This window comes from Bacillus salipaludis, from assembly GCF_004358205.1.
This window is the reverse complement of sequence record NZ_SMYO01000003.1, coordinates 258,570-274,833: the sequence shown is the minus strand read 5'-3', so window position 1 is coordinate 274,833 and position 16,264 is coordinate 258,570. Positions and strand designations below refer to the sequence as shown.

Below are 16,264 nucleotides of genomic sequence, written 5' to 3'. Positions count from 1 at the left end.
TCCTTCAGTAAGTGAATTTCCGCGTTTGTTCATAAAAACATACCTTCCTTCTATAGTACTAGATTCTGATTGAATTTGGAATAATGCAAAACTGGAAATCTAGATAAAGTCCATAATTATTCCAGTATTTTCGAGAAAATAAAGCTATCGTAAAGGTTACAAATTGGTAACATAGTCGAATAAAAGATTTTACCGGATTGTAACCCTTTTTTCTGGAAAAAAAAGTATGATTTGTAGGGGATATGAATTTAAGACTTTTTAAATGGAAGATTTATCCTTTGCCTCAGGTTGAATGGTGTTAGGAGTGTGAGCATGAATTGGAAGAAGTCTTTAATCATTTATATAAAAAATATCATCAGGATGTTTTTAATTTTTTGTATTATATGGTTCATAATCGTGAACAAGCAGAAGATCTTGTTCAAGAAGTCTATATACGTGTATTAAAGGCCTACCAGCAATTTAAGGGTGATAGCAGTGAAAAAACATGGCTTTTTGCAATTGCCAGAAATGTAGCCATTGATTCTTTTCGAAAACATAAAGGCTGGAAACAGCGGATCATCGATCAATTTGATTCTTGGGAACAGCAAGTCAAGGATGAATCGATTTCGCTGGAAGAGTCTGTGTTTCAAAAATTGGATACACAAAATATGTTCAAATGTCTTGAACAATGCACCTTAGACCAAAAGAGCGTAATCATTCTCCGCTTCCTTCAGGAGCTTTCAATTTATGAAACAGCTAAAGTATTAGGCTGGAAGGAAAGTAAAGTGAAAACAACCCAGCATAGAGCGATTAAACAATTAAAAATTTTAATGGAGGAGATAAGTAATAAAGAAAAAGCTGGATAACAGAATAAAATTCTACAATGAAACCTTACAATATAAAAACCTTCGCTGCCGCGTGGGTTATTTTTTTATAATAAAATGAAATAACCGTTGCTTAGTTTTACCTTATATGTAAAATTATAGAAGAAGGGAAATTTTAAAATGTGAGGTTTATACGATGTCAGAAGGAAAAATTTTAGTGGTGGAAGATGAAATCCCGATTCGGAAACTAATTGTATTTAATTTACAGCGCTCAAATTTTGAGGTAATGGAAGCAGGGGAAGGGAAAGAGGCGTTAGCACTTGTAAATAATCGAACTCCTTCTTTAGTCCTTTTAGATATTATGCTGCCTGATATGGACGGATTTGAAATCTGCAGCAAAATCAGGGAAACTCATCCCAGACTTCCTATAGTTATTGTTTCTGCCCGCGGACAAGACATGGAAAAGATCATGGGTTTGGAGCTCGGTGCGGATGATTATATTGTTAAGCCATTTAATCCACTGGAACTAGTGGCAAGAATTCGTTCAGTTTTAAGAAGAACAAATCAAACAGTACCTAAACAGCCTGAACCGGTTATCAAAGCTGGCCCTTTTCATTTCGAAATGAAAACACAGCGCTTGTACAAAAATGGACAATTGGTCAAATTAACCGCAAGGGAATTTCAATTAATTAAATTATTTTTTGAGCGCTTTAACGAGCCGCTCTCAAGAAATCAGCTATTAGATGAAATTTGGGGGCAAAATTATTTTGGCGACCCAAAAACAGTAGATGTACATATTCGCAGATTAAGAGAGAAAATTGAAGATGACCCGTCTCAGCCTTTGTTTTTAAAAACCATCTGGGGTTTTGGTTATTCCTTTCAAAATAGTGAGATAAATAAATGAAAAAGGGAATAAAACGGAGAGTGGTTTGGAGTTATTTAATCCTCATCATCTTTAGTGTTGCCTTATTTGAAGCGATTATTCTTTTCGCCTTAAGAGTTTATTATCTTGATGGAATCAAGCAAACATTAGGCGACCAAGGCCTATTGTTTTCTTCCTATTATGAGCAGGAATTAATTGATAACCAGTTGCTTAACAACCCGGGAAGATTATTGAATCAATATCGATTCCTGGTATCGGCTGAAGTTCAATTAATTGACCCCAATGGAAATGTAATCGCTGATACCCATGAAAATAAGCAAAAAAACATTTCCGATTATGAGGATGTAAAAATGGCCTTTACCGGTGTTACCGGTTATCTAGATACGAAAGCAGCTGGAGAACGGATTTTATTTGTAACACAGCCGTTAAAGCGGGGAAGTACGGTTATTGGGGCAATTCGCTTTACTACCTCAATGGAACGGTTAAATCACGTTTTTACCAAAAATATGCTAATCCTTTTATCTTTTGGAGGGATTGTTATCCTTACTGCAGCCATCATCAGCTTTTTCCTTGCAAACACTATTACGAAGCCGATTAGTGTTATTACGAAGGCTGCGGAACAAATGGCTTCCGGGAAGTTATCTACCAGAGTCAAAAAGGAGAATGAAGATGAAATTGGCAAGCTTGCAGATACATTAAACTATATGGCGATGCAGATTGAGAAGCATGAGCAATTAAAAAATGAATTTATCGCTTCTGTTTCACATGAACTTCGAACGCCTTTGACCTCCATCAAGGGCTGGGCAGTTACGCTTAATTCCATGACAGAAGACGATTTCTTCCGCAACGGTCTTGAAATTATTTCAACTGAAAGTGACCGGCTCAATCATTTACTTGGTGACCTACTAGATTTCTCGAGTTTATCTTCAGGTAAACTGCCCTTGGTGATTGAAAAAGTCGTATTGCCAACTTTCATCCAACAGGTGATTCAACAATTAGCTCCAAGGGCTGAGAGACAAGGAATTCAGCTTTCAGGACATTTAGATGAAAGTCTTGTGCCCGTTCTTGTAGATCATAATCGTTTAAAGCAGGTATTGATGAATCTTTTGGATAATGCTTTTAAGTTCACCCCTTATGGTGGGAAAATTGTTGTCGTACTAACGAGCATAGGAAAGGAAGCGGTAATTCAAGTCATCGATTCAGGTAGTGGAATCACTGAAGAAGAATTACAGTTGGTGAAAAATAAATTTTATAAAGGGAAGTCCAAAGGTGCTGGGAGCGGAATCGGATTGGCAATTGTCGATGAGGTTATCCAAGCGCATCACGGGAAATTTTCTTTGACAAGTAAGAATGGGAAAGGAACTACAGCAGAGATTCGTCTGCCAATTAAATAGATTAAGAGGAGAAGGTTATGTTCGGAAGCCAAATGAGAAAATGGGTTGTTCCGGCAATCGGTATGATTATGCTTAGCGGCTGCAATCTTTTTCCCGAACCTGAAAGTCTTATACAGGTTCCGAAGTACGTGAAAGCATTTAAAACGGAGCATGATGCTAATGTGGTGGCAATCGCTGCAAAGTATCTGCCAAAGGGGACTACTTTTTCAGTGCCGAATGGTCCTGTAGGGGCTGACTCGGTGCAGCCCGTTGATTTAGATGGGGATGGGAAAAACGAAATTGTTGTTTTTTATTGTTCAACCAACACCAAAGACCAGGTTGGCTTTTTTGTATTAAAAAAAGAAAATAAGGATTGGGCAAAAGTTTTTATTAAAAAAGGAACCGGCTATGCGGTTAACTGGGCCAATTCTGCTGATGTAACGGAAGATCAACAAAAGGACCTATTAATTGGTTGGCAGGATGGAGTTTCTTCGGGGAATGTATTGGAAATCTATTCCTGGAATAAGCAACAACTTAAGAAGATACAGAGGTTAAACTATCACGAATTGGAAGCCCTTCAGTTTAAAAATGATTCATTGACTAGACTTGTCATTTGGCAGCGTGATCTTGCGGATGTTTATAAGGTACAGCTATTAAAATGGAATGGGAACAGCTTTGAAGTGGATAAAGAACATGAATCCAGCTATTTTCATAAGGTGATTGATTATTATGAACATCGAACAGCAGAGGTTCCGGATGCCGCTTATTATTGGTATTATTTAGCTGATGCCCATTTAAAGGCGAATCACCCGGAGCTGGCTTTAAAGGCACTGGAAAAGGGAATGAAGCTTCATACTGTTGTTCCGTCTTATAGCTCTTTTTTGAAATTAAAGGATCAAATTGTTGAAAAGCTGGAAAAAAATAAAGACTCTTCGGTTTTGTTTGAATATCATGATCCGAATCTGTCCTTTCGTGTTCCAAGTAATCTTGCTCCATACATTACAACGAAAGGCGGACACGGCGAAAATAACAGCGATATCGTTTCAGTCCTATTTTCTCCTGATCAAAGGCTGCAAAAAAGTTTATTTACCTTCGAGATTTTTACAAAGGATATGTCAGGAGGAATCAAGGACACTGAATTAGTGAAAATTGGAGAAACGAAAAACCATCTTTATTTTATAAGGAGAGGAAAAGAATTGAGCGATGCTGGGAATAAGCTCGTTCAAACAGCTATTTCCAACAGGGAACAAATCATTTCAAGTGTAAAAATCGGACCCGAGTACCAGGAATATTACAGCCTTGAAAATGTAAATGTCATTCAGATCGCAAAGGATGCAGCGGTGAAATATCAGTATGTAATGAGCGGCGGAGAAATGAAAGATGGAATAATCGAACCCATCAATCTAAGTGATTCAGAGTACCGTTATCTAGGGGCTGATTTAGACACGAAAGCAAAGTTGTTTAATTATTTATCCTCTTCATATACATTGGATGCAATCGATACCTTTATGAAAAAAGCAAAAATTTTAGAGCACGATAGGAAGCTTGTCCAGCCAAATGCCGACGGGGGATCAATGTTAAATTATGATTTAGCAAAAGTAGTGCAGAAAAAAGATAATGGGGAAGAAAAAGAGTTTGATATAAAGGTTCCACTAGGAAATAGTTACTCCTACGAAGTGGTCCATATCGGATTCCAAAAAACAGAGATCGGATGGAGAATATTCTCTGATCCTGGGACTTTTTAATGAAGTTTAAAAAGGCTGGGGAAATCCCCAAGCCTTTTTAAAAATCACGAATGAATAAACGAACGATGAAATAAAAGAGGGAATTTACACCAAGAATGCATAGAAATACTATTACGACGTAGTAGAAAAAATCCTTCCACTTTTTTTGCAACTTTTTCATCAACTTAATCAGAAGCGGGTTATTTGATGATTCTCTTAGCGCCAACATATTTATCTTTCCAATAAGATAGCTTCATCGACTGAACCTTTACACCATTAGAGGTAGCACCAATGAATTTTTGATTACCGATATAAATAGCAACAAAGGAAACCGTTTTTCCATTTGTTTTATAGAATACGAGGTCACCAGGCTGTAATTGGCTCAATGTAACGCTTTTACCAACTTTATATTGATCGGCACTTGTTCTTGGAATCTTAGTATTTATAGCATTTTTATAAACAAACTGAGTGTAACCTGAAGCATCAAATCCTTTTGGAGTGGTGCCGCCATATTTGAAAGGACTTCCTTCATATTTTTGGGCATAGGATACAACTTTTTGTCCTTTCGTCTGTGATGCCTCAGCAATCGGGCTAAAGAAGGAAGAGAACATGAGGAGCAACGCCGTTACTAAAGCTGTCAAAAATGAACCTTTCTTCAATGAAGCATTTACCATGAAAATCCCTACTTTCGATTATTTTTTTCCACAAGGTAATCATAATCAATTTTAGAAAATCATAGGTATCGAAACAGTTAAAAATGTTTACAAAAAGGTAAAAGATTTATAGAAATGGCAATGTGAACATGGTAGTTGATTTCCGCTCTAGGCGCTTCGCTTTCCGTGGGCGCTTCGGGGAGCCTCCTCGTCGCTTCGCTCCTGCGGGGTCCCCCTGTACCGTACTCCCACAGGAGTCTTCGCGCCTTCCGCTCCAATCAAAAATGTTATTTAAAATGCCTATAAAACTAAAAGCCGCTTGGAATTGGTTAATCCAAGCGGCTTAGTATTCTCATATAGGAGATGGACTATATAGGTCTGCCTTCCCACATCATCCTGCTTCTTCAAAATCTAAAACGGCAATATCGTTTTTACGAATTTTGGTTTGATAGAGTAAATAAAGTACCCCAATCAGTGTCCAACCGATTCCTCCAATAAGTGCATCTGCATGAAGGTTTGACCATAAAATCCCTGTTAAGCCAGCACCGATTAACGGCATGATTAAATAAGTGAAAAGATCCTTTGCCGTTTTATATCTCTTTTCCTTAAAGACAAAATGGGCTATGACCGATAAGTTAACAAATGTAAACGCAATTAACGCTCCAAAATTAATAACCGAAGAAACTAACTCCAAGCTTGGAGAGATGGCGAGCATGGAAACCGCACCAACGAAAACGACGTTAAACGCAGGCGTCCGGAATTTAGGATGCACATAACCAAATAGTTTTCTCGGCAGGGCCCCATTACGCCCCATCACATATAAAAGTCTCGAAACACTCGCATGGGAAGCAAGTCCGGAGGCTGCCGTTGCCGCAAAGGCACCTGCAAGAAGGAATAGTTTAAAAAGAGTGCCGCCAACATATAATGCAATTTCAGGTAAGGTATCGTCGGTATTTTTGAAATTCGAAACATTTGGGAATAAGGCTTGAGCGAAATACCCTGTAACGAAAAAGATAGCTCCACCAATGAAAACCGTTAGCATAATCGCTTTTGGCATGATTTTTTTATCAACTGCTTCCTCAGCGTACATGGTAACGGCATCAAATCCAATAAAGGAGAAACAAACGACCGTAGCCCCCGTCAAAACGGCACCAAAATGGATATTCGCATGGAAAAGCGGTTCTGTTGTTAAAATGGTTCCTTGCCCCATTCCTTGAGAAAACTTTACAAAAGCCAGAATGATAAAAACCACAATTAAAATTAGTGAAAAAGCAACCAAAATGGAATTCAAATTTGAGGTCTTTCCCATACTCCAAACATTTAATCCTGTACAAATCGCCACCCAAATGAGAACCCATACCCATGCTGGGACACTTGGGAAGATGGATACCATGTAAATTCGGATAATTAGAGCATTCACCATTGGAAGGAGGATATAGTCTAGCAGTGCAGCCCAGCCGACAAGAAATCCTAAGTATGGATTCATTGTCTCCTTTGTATAGGTATAGGCCGAACCCGCACTAGGAAATACCTGTACCATTTTCCCATAACTAATAGCGGTGAACAGCATCACCAATAAAGCTGTAAGGTAGGCAAGCGGAACAACCCCATTTGTTCCTTTAGAAACAATGCCAAAGGTATCAAATGCAATCGTAGGGGTCATATAACCTAAGCCAAGCCCAACGATTGCCCATAATCCAAGTGAACGCTTTAGTGTAACATTCTCCAATTTAAACAACTCCCCTTTATGCACATCTAGCCTATGTGAAATTTTTTCAAAATGAAAGCCGTTTCATTTTAAAATTATCCTTCAAAAGCTTTTAAAGTTTAAAAGCCTTCGTTAATCAACCAATCTATTAATCCTCCTTCTATATTAATATAAAATGTAACTGTTTAAAATATTTGCAATTTTCGTGCCAACCATAAAATCATGCAAATTTGGAGTGAAAAGGCCAGGAACTTTCTCCAAAATTCGACTTTTCTCCATCTAGCCAGATTAGGTATACCTGTTATTCTTTATGAAGTTTTGCATAATTTACGCATTCTTGCATAATCCTGACATGAAAAAAAGAGGACATCAAACCTGTCCCTCTCAAGTTGTCGAAAAACTTTCGATTTATGTTTTATTTCCTTTACTCCTTCAATAATTCACCGCATTAATTGTTATAACATTATTAATATTTATGCTTTTCAACAGGCCCGTTGATTTCCGCTCCAGGCGCTTCGCTTTCCGCGGGCGTGCCGGGGAGCCTCCTCGTCGCTTCGCTCCTGCGGGGTCTCCCCTGCCCCGTACTCCCGCAGGAGTCTTCGCGCCTTCCGCTCCAATCAACTTTTTGTTATTCAATAAAGACTTTCCTTTAAACTATTAAAAAAGTAAGCGGTGAAATTAATGTTTTAGTTAAAAGAATCTAGCTAAAGTGAAAATGAATTTATGTCCATTGATATCTAGTTTTGGACGGTCACCTTCTACATTTAATTGAAAAAAATAAAGATGTTTCATTTCTTTTAGATTCCACACCTTTCGAGATTAGTTAGAATCGTAGATATAGTTTTACAGAAATTGATATTTTTCTGGATAGTTTTGATGAATAGTTCTCTTAGCAATGAATCACAAATGGTGGGGGGCGAGTTCAATTTACGGACTCTACTCATTTAAAGGCAACGCCAATAACATATGTTTGTAAAAGAAGAAGTGGAAATAGTGACTTGCGAATATTTTGAGGAATTAAATAAGCATAGAAGATGATAGAATCAAGTCTGATAATAACCGTTAAAGGAAAGGGAGGAAGTTAAAAAACTAAAGAAGTTAGGGTTAGTAAAACAGACCCTGAATATGATTTATGTCCCCTGATATTAAGCAGGAAATGTTTCGTTACCTTGAACACCGGACTTTAGACAGGAAGTTTAATATTATTACGGATGTATATGTTACCCTTGGAAATAGAAGCTTTAGCCCTAGATTTAGGTTTTCATACAAACCCTATTTATAAAGGGCTGTCTGATCGAATGTAAGTGAACAGGCTCACATAACTGCAGCCTGCCTAAATTATAAAAAGATTGTCACACAAATTTAACCAGGTTAGAAAATGTGTGTTGCAATTTATTAGGTCATTTCTCCCTGTTGATTGGAGCGGAGGGTGCGAAGACTCCTGCGGGAGTACGGGGCAGGGGAGACCCCGCAGGAGCAAAGCGACGAGGAGGCTCCCCGGCACGCCCGCGGAAAGCGAAGCACCCGGAGCGGAAATCAACAGGGCAGGTAGCAGGTGCTAATATTTAATGAAAAAGCGGTAGTTTGGAGTCAGACAAAAAAATGTCGAGAAAAATACCCTTTCTCGACAATCAGAGAGGGACCGTATTAAACCTGTCCCTCTCTAACTATTTATAGAGTTGTGGTACGTTCTGCTTCATCGAAATCAAAATCAGTAATTTTAACTTTAAAGAATTTTGTTTGGAATAAAAGATAAATAAACCCTATGACTACCCAGACAATTCCTCCGATTAGAGCATCAGCCTGCAGGTTATACCATAAAATTCCCGTTAATCCAGCTCCTAAAAGCGGCATGACAATGTAGGCGAAAATATCTTTTCCTGTTTTATATCTCTTTTGGCGGAATACGAAATGGGCGATTACAGATAAATTGACAAAGGTAAAGGCAATTAACGCCCCAAAATTTATAAATGAAGAAATCAACTCTAGACTTGGAGCAATCGCAAGCAGTGAAACAACACCAACAAGAATGACATTAAAGGCAGGAGTCCTGAATTTCGGGTGTACGTAGCCAAAAAGCTTTTTAGGTAAGACACCATTTCGTCCCATAACATATAGAAGACGGGACACACTTGCATGTGAAGCAAGTCCCGATGCAACGGTTGCGGCAAAAGCACCTGCAAGGAAAATAAGTTTAAATAATGTCCCCCCGACATATAAGCCAATTTCAGGAAGGGTATCATCTGTTACTTTGAAGTTCGATACGTCTGGGAATAACGCTTGTGCAAAATATCCACAGACGAAAAAGATCGCTCCGCCGATAAACACGGTCAGCATAATCGCCCGCGGCAGTGTTTTCTGATCTTTGGCTTCTTCCGCATACATGGTGACTGCATCAAAACCAATGAATGAAAAACAAACAACTGTTGCACCTGTTAAAATATGTCCAAGGTGGATATTGGAATGGAAAAGTGGTTCTGCTGTGAAAATGGTTCCTTGACCCATACCTTGTGAAAGCTTAATAAACGCGAGGACAATAAAGGCCCCAATTAATACAACTTCAAACACAACTAGTATGGAATTCAAGCTTGAAGTTTTCCCCATACTCCATACGTTAATAGCCGTAACGATAGCAACATACACAACAACCCAAATCCACGCAGGAACGTTCGGAAATACGGAAACCATATAAATACGTATGATAAGTGCATTAACCATTGGAAGAAGGATATAATCCAGCAATGCTGCCCAGCCGACTAAAAATCCAAGGTGGGGACTCATGGTTTCTTTTGTATACGTATAGGCTGAACCTGCACTCGGAAAAACCTTTACCATCTTTCCGTAACTAATCGCTGTAAAGAGCATGACTACCAGTGCTGTTAGATAGGCAAGAGGTACAACTCCATTGGTCTCTTGCGACACAATTCCAAAAGTATCAAATACAATCGTAGGTGTCATATACCCTAACCCGAGGCCAACAATTGCCCAGAGTCCAAGTGATCGTTTAAGGCTTACATTCTCCAATACTATCAACTCTCCTTATAAAACACTTTACTTTTTAAAAAACATGTAAACGATTTCATTTCAGCCTAAACAATAGGATGCTTTAAAATTTAAAGTATCCTTTGAAAGCCATATTTCAATCATACCCCCAATCTTTGTCAAAGTAATAATTAACTATTTTAAATAGTTGCAATTTTCGTACCAAATTTAATAAAAAGAATTCAATTGTAAAAAAGTTTATTTATACATGTTTTGTTAGGAATTAATAAATAAATTAATTTTGTAATTTTATTTAACCATGCATAATTTATCTAGAAATGCATAAAAAGACAAGAATTTAATATGTAAACGCTTCGAAAACCGTAATAAAAAGTTCACAGGAGTTGGAAAGAAAATGAGGTAAACTATCAATGTAAAGAAATTCGTGAATAAATGCACAAACTATTAAACATCAGAAAGAGGCGAATAAATCATGCATCTTTCATTAAGTGCCCTGTTGATTCGATTCATATTAGGAGGTTCTGCTGTTCTTGCTTGTACACTTGTAGCTAAGAAACTAGGGGAAAAAGCCGGAGGGATTTTTGCCGCTTCCCAGCTGTCTATCTTGCTGCACTTTTGACTATTGCGCTTGATTTTCGCGGCGGTGAGCTAGTGGCACATTCTATCCTTATTTCTAAGGGAGCATTTTGGGGAATGGCTATTAATATCCTGGTTGCGATCCTTGCTGGATATCTGCTTCCAAAGGTCGGCTGGAAGCGAGGCATTATTCATTCAATGGCTTGCTGGTTTGTTGTCTCAATGGTAGTAGTTGTGATTATATCATAATAGAAATAGGTGATTACTGTGAATAAACAGGACTTATTTTTTCGATTTTTATTAGGCGGGTTGGCTGTTTCATTAAGCTATCTGATTACAATTATTTCTCCGTGGAAAATTCTAGCTGGTATCTTTGCTACATTTCCCGGTGTGATGCTGACGGCCGTCATTATGGTCGGTATCGCTGCTGGAACGAGGAAAGCAACGAATATTGCGAAGGGTTCAGTTTATGGAATGATGGGAGGAATTGTCTGTGTAACTACGGTCCTCCTTGTATTAGAAGGTACAAATAATTGGGGTTTAAGTATTGCCTCCGGTATCCTTGCCTGGCTGGCAAGCTCCATCGCAATTTCAACTATTCGTGAAAAGGCATTTAGTAAAAAAGTAATTCATAGTCATAACCCATTAATCCTTTGGCATAGAAAATAGCCAAAGGATTTTTTAATAAACTTTGCGCAATAAGACTTGTGTTATCTGAAAGTTCAGAATAAAATATAGTTAACATACTAACCAGTAGGTATGTTTTCGGAATGAATTGCATATTATTTGTGGAATATAGGGGAGATTCTAAGAATTAGAATGGAGTGAATGGTATGCATTTGCGACTTACCGATGAACAAAAAATGGTGCAAAAGACAATTAGAAGATTCGTAGAAAAAGAGTTAATTCCACTTGAAAATGATGTGCTGAGAAACGAAAGAGAGGGAAGCCCAAGCCTACCGCCTGGTAAGCTAAAGGAACTGCAATTAAAGGCGAAGGAAGCAGGCTTTTGGGGCATCAATACTCCAGAGGAATATGGCGGTGCCAACCTTGGCCAAATGATGATGGCTATAGTGTTAATGGAAGTTTCTAAAACCTTTGTGCCATTCCAATTTGGCGGTTCAGCTGATAATATCCTTTATTATGGAAATGAAGAACAAAAGAAGAACTATTTAATTCCCACGATTAATGGTGACAAGAAATCCTGTTTTGCGATGACCGAGCCAGGTGCTGGATCTGATACTAGAAATATTAAAATGACTGCTGTGAAAGACGGCAATGAATGGGTGCTAAATGGCGAAAAGACCTTTATCACCGGCGGAAACGAAGCGGATTTTGTCATGGCGATTGCGATTACCAATAAAGAGCTCCATCAAAAAACACAGGGCCGAGAAGGGGTTACCTGTTTTATTGTCGATAGAGAAATGGGTTGGAAATCTGAATATATACATACAATGGGAGAATGGGGACCAGCCGGGTTAGTTTTTGAAAATGTCCGTGTACCGGAAAAAAATATCCTTGGTGAGCTTCATAAAGGGTACAATATAGGGCTTGAATGGATTGGGTTTGCCAGATGGATTGTGGGGGCAAGAGCAGTTGGAGCAGCAGAGCGCCTATTGCAGATGGCCATCGATTATTCAAAAGAGCGGATCACTTTTGGCAAGCCAATTGCCGAAAGACAGGCGATTCAGTGGCAAATTGCAGACTCTGCGGTTGAAATTGAAGCAGCCAGATGGTTAGTGTTAAATGCCGCGTTCACCCTTGATGCAGGGGAAGATAACCGTCACTTAGCTTCAATAGCAAAATTATATGGTTCCAATATGGGTAACCGCGTTGTAGATCGAGTTTTACAAATTCATGGTGGCATGGGCTATACAAAGGAATTGCCAATTGAACGCTGGTACAGGGAAGCCAGGCTTTGGAGAATTTATGATGGTACAGATGAAATTCAGCGAATGATTATTGCTCGAAACCTGATCAAGGGGCATGTGAAAATAGGCCAATCTATTTGATAGGTAAGAATTGTAAGCGTTCTCCTATTCATAGTATGATTACTAGAGAAGTAGATAGGTTTTATTGGGAGGAATAAATAATGACTGGAAGATTTGACGGTAAAGTAGCATTTGTCACAGGCGGAAGCCGTGGTATTGGAAAAGGTATTGTTGAGCTTTTTGCAGAAGAAGGAGCAAAGGTTGCCTTTATTGATTTAAATGAAGAAGCATTACATGAAACAACAAGTGCATTAAGAGAAAAAGGCTATGAGGTCTATTCGAAGGTTGCAAATGTGGTCGAAGCTGAGCAAGTGGAAACAGCTATTAAAGAGGTATTTGAAACATTTGGTTCAGTCGATATCCTTGTCAACAACGCGGGTGTGATCCGTGATAACATGTTGTTTAAAATGACGGATTCTGATTGGCAGATGGTGATGGATGTTCACTTAAAGGGCTCTTTTAATGCAACTCGTGCCGTGCAAAAATACATGGTGGAAAAGAACTATGGCCGGATTATAAACATTTCCTCTACTTCTGCGCTTGGAAACCGCGGCCAAGCCAATTATGCAGCAGCGAAAGCAGGCTTACAGGGGTTCACCAAGACATTAGCAATTGAACTTGGCAAGTATGGAATTACCGCAAATTCGGTAGCACCAGGTTTTATTGAAACGGAAATGACCATGGCAACTGCAGAAAGAATCGGCATTCCATTCGAGACTTTGGTTGAAGCTAGCGTTTCTCAAATTCCTGTTGGCAGAAGCGGGAAGCCAGCTGATATCGCAAATGCAGTTGCTTTCTTTGCTGATGAAAAGTCATCGTTTATCAACGGGCAGGTTATTTATGTTGCAGGCGGACCGAAATGCTAATCATGTGAGGTGGGCTGGAATTGTTTAAAGATCAAATTGGCAAGCAATCAACAAAAATAAAAAATGTCGTTGAAAGAGGGGCCGTCAAGAAATTTGCTGAAGCAATTGGCGACTTGCAGCCGATTTATTTTAATGAAGAGATTGGAAAACAATCAAGATATAAAAGCAATATTGCACCGCCCACGTTTCCAAGGGTTTTCGATTATGGGGAAATTGATGGCTTTCATCTTCCTGTCAAGGGCTTGATTCATGGGGAACAAACCTTTCACTATGTTCGCCCATTGATGGTAGGGGAAGAAATTTTCTGCTATTCCATCATAAAAAGCTATGTGGAGAAAAATGGCGGCTTTGGGAAGATGGGTTTTCTTGTCCTTGAAAGCTTTGGGGAGGATGTTTCCGGAAATACCATTTTTAGCTCTACCTCGACAATTGTCATTTCTGAAGCAGTGAGGAAGGTGTTAGCACCATGAATACATTGTCACAGTTACAGGTTGGAGAATCGTTGAAAGAGGTTCAACTTGAGCCCGTATCTAGGCTCGACTTAATCAAATATGCAGGAGCATCTGGTGATTATAACCCCATCCACACGATTGATGAAGAAGCAATTAAAGCCGGGCTGCCGGGGATTATTGCGCATGGGATGTGGACAATGGGGAACCTCGCAAAGCTGTTTACGTCCTATTTTGAAGAAGGATTTATTCAAGATTATTCCATCCGTTTTAAAGGAATGGTCTTTTTAAACGATGTCGTCACTCTTAAAGCAAGATTACTAGAGAAACAGGACCTAACTCTTCGTTTTAAAGTAGAAGCAGTGAACCAGGATCATAAAGGAGTGTTAAAAGGGGAAGTCGTGTATCGACTATATTAAATAATTAAATTTGGAAAAGGTATCGCCAATTGAACACTAAGTTTCCTATAATTGGCGACCTTATTTTTTATGCAAAAATGACAGCGTTTACATACATTTATTCTATTCGTTGAGGAGAGTTGATCAATGCTAACCCTTCATTACAATTATTGGCCTCAAATCCCAAAATCTTTGAAACTTCCATCCACTTCACTTTATCACAACCTCAAGGTTAGTGCTGAACGCTATCCAGATCAAGAAGCAATCTATTATTATGGCAAGAATCTCACCTATCAACAACTAAACGAGGAAGTCAATAGCCTTGCTGGGTACTTGCAACACAAACTTGGTGTCGCTGCAGGTGAAAAAGTAATGCTTTTTATGCAGAACTCACCGCAATTTGTTATTGGATACTATGCAATTTTAAGGGCAAACGCTGTGGTCGTCCCCATTAATCCAATGTTAACAGTGGATGAATTGGACTTCTATATACGTGATTGTGAAATCAATACGGCATTAATTGGGCAGGAATTATACGAGCAGGTCCGTCCCTTACATGGACAAACAACCCTTAATAATCTGGTTATTGCTGCTTACTCCGATTACGCTTCAGATGAGTTTGCCGGTATCCTTCCAAAAGAGGTAGAGACACCAAGAGTGGTTTTTAATCTTCCAAACCATTTCCTTTGGAGGGAAGCGATTGAATCCAAGCTCATTCCTCTTGAACATACGGCCAAAGGTGATGATCTAGCAGTTCTTCCCTATACTTCTGGAACAACCGGTCTGCCGAAAGGATGTATGCATACCAATTGTACGGTGAATGCAAACACGATCGGAGCATATTATTGGTCCCGTACGACAACGAATTCTGTCCATTTAACAACTTTGCCACTTTTCCATGTAACAGGAATGGTTCACAGCATGCATATGCCGATTTTTGCAGGCGGAACGATGGTGATTATGACAAGATGGAATCGTGAGGCGGCAGTAGAGTTAATCAAAACGAAGGCTTGCACCCATTGGGTAGCAATTGCGACGATGATTGTGGATTTCCTGGCGAATCCGAAATTAAAGGCAGAGGATCTTGCTAATTTAACTTCCATTTCCGGAGGCGGGGCCGCATTGCCGGAGGCGGTTGGCGAAAAATTGTTTAACCTTACCGGGTTGAGGTTTGTCGAAGGCTATGGTTTATCTGAGACGATTGCACAAACCCATTTTAACCCAGCAGACCGCCCAAAAATGCAATGTCTAGGAATCCCATCCTTTGACGTTGATGCAAGGATTATCGAACCAGGTACCGGAAAAGAGCTGGGTGTGGGAGAAGTAGGAGAAATTGTTGTTAATGGTCCCCAGGTAATGGTTAGTTATTATAACCGTGACGAGGAAAACAGAGGCTCTTTTTTGGAAATGGAGGGTAAAACGTTTTTCAGAACGGGTGATATTGGCCGCTATGATGAAGAAGGCTATTTTTTTATCGTAGACCGGGTGAAAAGGATGATTAACGCATCCGGATATAAAGTTTGGCCGACAGAAGTAGAATCCTTCCTCTATAAACACCCGGCTATCCAGCAGGCATGTGTCGTCGGTGTACCAGATTCAAGGAGAGGGGAAACCGTCAAAGCATTTGTGATTTTAAACGAAAATTATGAAGGGAAAATAAGTGAGGAAGAAATTATTGAATGGTCCAAGATTTATATGGCTGCTTATAAATATCCGCGTGAAGTAGAATTTAGAAAGCAATTCCCGATGACGAGCAGCGGAAAAATTTTATGGCGCAAGCTTCAGGAAGAAGAACTCGACAAAGTAGAGAAGAAAGTTCAATAAAGGATTTTATTTT

Annotated in this window: 15 protein-coding genes and 2 pseudogenes; 13 read left to right on the top strand and 4 right to left on the bottom strand. The window is 39.2% G+C overall.

Annotation, left to right across the window (positions count from 1 at the left end; all coding sequences use genetic code 11):
• The first annotated feature begins 317 nt into the window (after positions 1–317).
• From E2K98_RS06730 to E2K98_RS06715, 4 genes are all read left to right on the top strand, one after another.
• Positions 318–845: an RNA polymerase sigma factor SigX gene (locus E2K98_RS06730; RefSeq protein ID WP_133333487.1), complete on the top strand. Its 528-nt coding sequence runs from the start codon at positions 318–320 to the stop codon at positions 843–845.
• A 154-nt stretch (positions 846–999) separates the two neighbouring features.
• The gene (locus E2K98_RS06725; RefSeq protein WP_133333486.1) at positions 1,000–1,707 is read left to right on the top strand and encodes a response regulator transcription factor; all 708 of its coding nucleotides are present in this window, start codon (positions 1,000–1,002) and stop codon (positions 1,705–1,707) included.
• The gene (locus E2K98_RS06720; RefSeq protein ID WP_133333485.1) at positions 1,704–3,080 is read left to right on the top strand and encodes a HAMP domain-containing sensor histidine kinase; all 1,377 of its coding nucleotides are present in this window, start codon (positions 1,704–1,706) and stop codon (positions 3,078–3,080) included. Before E2K98_RS06725 ends, E2K98_RS06720 begins: the two co-directional genes overlap by 4 nt.
• A 17-nt stretch (positions 3,081–3,097) precedes the next feature.
• Positions 3,098–4,804: a DL-endopeptidase inhibitor IseA family protein gene (locus tag E2K98_RS06715; protein ID WP_133333484.1), complete on the top strand. Its 1,707-nt coding sequence runs from the start codon at positions 3,098–3,100 to the stop codon at positions 4,802–4,804.
• Between the two features lie 179 nt (positions 4,805–4,983).
• Here E2K98_RS06715 and E2K98_RS06710 read toward each other — a convergent pair whose 3' ends face one another.
• The 3 genes from E2K98_RS06710 to E2K98_RS06700 form a co-directional block, all read right to left on the bottom strand.
• The gene (locus tag E2K98_RS06710; protein ID WP_133333483.1) at positions 4,984–5,457 is read right to left on the bottom strand and encodes a C40 family peptidase; all 474 of its coding nucleotides are present in this window, start codon (positions 5,455–5,457) and stop codon (positions 4,984–4,986) included.
• A 370-nt stretch (positions 5,458–5,827) separates the two neighbouring features.
• Positions 5,828–7,165 carry an APC family permease gene (locus E2K98_RS06705; protein WP_133333482.1) on the bottom strand — a complete coding sequence of 446 codons (1,338 nt, stop codon included), beginning with the start codon at positions 7,163–7,165 and terminating at the stop codon, positions 5,828–5,830.
• 411 nt (positions 7,166–7,576) lie between these two features.
• On the bottom strand, positions 7,577–7,780 hold the full coding sequence (locus tag E2K98_RS06700; protein ID WP_133333481.1) for a hypothetical protein: 204 nt from the start codon (positions 7,778–7,780) through the stop codon (positions 7,577–7,579).
• Positions 7,781–7,971: 191 nt separating this feature from the next.
• On the opposite strand from E2K98_RS06700, the pseudogene E2K98_RS32295 reads away from it, so the two are divergent.
• Positions 7,972–8,442, top strand: a pseudogene (locus E2K98_RS32295) (IS5/IS1182 family transposase); the annotation flags it as partial.
• A gap of 115 nt (positions 8,443–8,557) precedes the next feature.
• Positions 8,558–8,713 carry a hypothetical protein gene (locus tag E2K98_RS06695; protein ID WP_165976194.1) on the top strand — a complete coding sequence of 52 codons (156 nt, stop codon included), beginning with the start codon at positions 8,558–8,560 and terminating at the stop codon, positions 8,711–8,713.
• Positions 8,714–8,815: 102 nt separating this feature from the next.
• Here E2K98_RS06695 and E2K98_RS06690 read toward each other — a convergent pair whose 3' ends face one another.
• Complete coding sequence (locus E2K98_RS06690; RefSeq protein WP_133333479.1) at positions 8,816–10,168, bottom strand: APC family permease; 1,353 nt, start codon at positions 10,166–10,168, stop codon at positions 8,816–8,818.
• Positions 10,169–10,619: 451 nt separating this feature from the next.
• Here E2K98_RS06690 and E2K98_RS32290 point away from each other — a divergent pair.
• The 7 genes and pseudogenes from E2K98_RS32290 (at position 10,620) to E2K98_RS06655 (ending at position 16,251) form a co-directional block, all read left to right on the top strand.
• Positions 10,620–10,972, top strand: a pseudogene (locus tag E2K98_RS32290) (DUF3147 family protein).
• Positions 10,973–10,990: 18 nt separating this feature from the next.
• A complete protein-coding gene (locus E2K98_RS06680) occupies positions 10,991–11,392 on the top strand; it encodes a DUF3147 family protein (RefSeq protein ID WP_133333478.1) in 402 nt (133 codons plus the stop codon).
• Between the two features lie 164 nt (positions 11,393–11,556).
• Positions 11,557–12,735 carry an acyl-CoA dehydrogenase family protein gene (locus E2K98_RS06675; RefSeq protein ID WP_133333477.1) on the top strand — a complete coding sequence of 393 codons (1,179 nt, stop codon included), beginning with the start codon at positions 11,557–11,559 and terminating at the stop codon, positions 12,733–12,735.
• Positions 12,736–12,815: 80 nt separating this feature from the next.
• Positions 12,816–13,580 carry a 3-oxoacyl-ACP reductase FabG gene (fabG, locus tag E2K98_RS06670; RefSeq protein ID WP_133333476.1) on the top strand — a complete coding sequence of 255 codons (765 nt, stop codon included), beginning with the start codon at positions 12,816–12,818 and terminating at the stop codon, positions 13,578–13,580.
• Between the two features lie 20 nt (positions 13,581–13,600).
• Positions 13,601–14,050, top strand: a complete 450-nt coding sequence (locus E2K98_RS06665) for a MaoC family dehydratase N-terminal domain-containing protein (RefSeq protein WP_133333475.1) — start codon at positions 13,601–13,603, stop codon at positions 14,048–14,050.
• Positions 14,047–14,448 (top strand): MaoC/PaaZ C-terminal domain-containing protein, encoded by a 402-nt coding sequence (locus tag E2K98_RS06660; RefSeq protein WP_133333474.1) that lies wholly within the window; start codon positions 14,047–14,049, stop codon positions 14,446–14,448. The genes E2K98_RS06665 and E2K98_RS06660 overlap by 4 nt, the downstream gene beginning before the upstream one ends.
• A gap of 126 nt (positions 14,449–14,574) precedes the next feature.
• Positions 14,575–16,251, top strand: a complete 1,677-nt coding sequence (locus E2K98_RS06655; RefSeq protein WP_133333473.1) for a long-chain fatty acid--CoA ligase — start codon at positions 14,575–14,577, stop codon at positions 16,249–16,251.
• Positions 16,252–16,264: the final 13 nt, after the last annotated feature.

Coding starts and splice junctions, on each gene's coding strand:
- E2K98_RS06725 (WP_133333486.1), top strand. CDS start 1,000: ATGTCAGAAGGAAAAATTTTAGTGGTGGAAGATGAAATCCCGATTCGG.
- fabG (WP_133333476.1), top strand. CDS start 12,816: ATGACTGGAAGATTTGACGGTAAAGTAGCATTTGTCACAGGCGGAAGC.
- E2K98_RS06660 (WP_133333474.1), top strand. CDS start 14,047: ATGAATACATTGTCACAGTTACAGGTTGGAGAATCGTTGAAAGAGGTT.
- E2K98_RS06715 (WP_133333484.1), top strand. CDS start 3,098: ATGTTCGGAAGCCAAATGAGAAAATGGGTTGTTCCGGCAATCGGTATG.
- E2K98_RS06655 (WP_133333473.1), top strand. CDS start 14,575: ATGCTAACCCTTCATTACAATTATTGGCCTCAAATCCCAAAATCTTTG.
- E2K98_RS06675 (WP_133333477.1), top strand. CDS start 11,557: ATGCATTTGCGACTTACCGATGAACAAAAAATGGTGCAAAAGACAATT.
- E2K98_RS06710 (WP_133333483.1), bottom strand. CDS start 5,457: ATGGTAAATGCTTCATTGAAGAAAGGTTCATTTTTGACAGCTTTAGTA.
- E2K98_RS06720 (WP_133333485.1), top strand. CDS start 1,704: ATGAAAAAGGGAATAAAACGGAGAGTGGTTTGGAGTTATTTAATCCTC.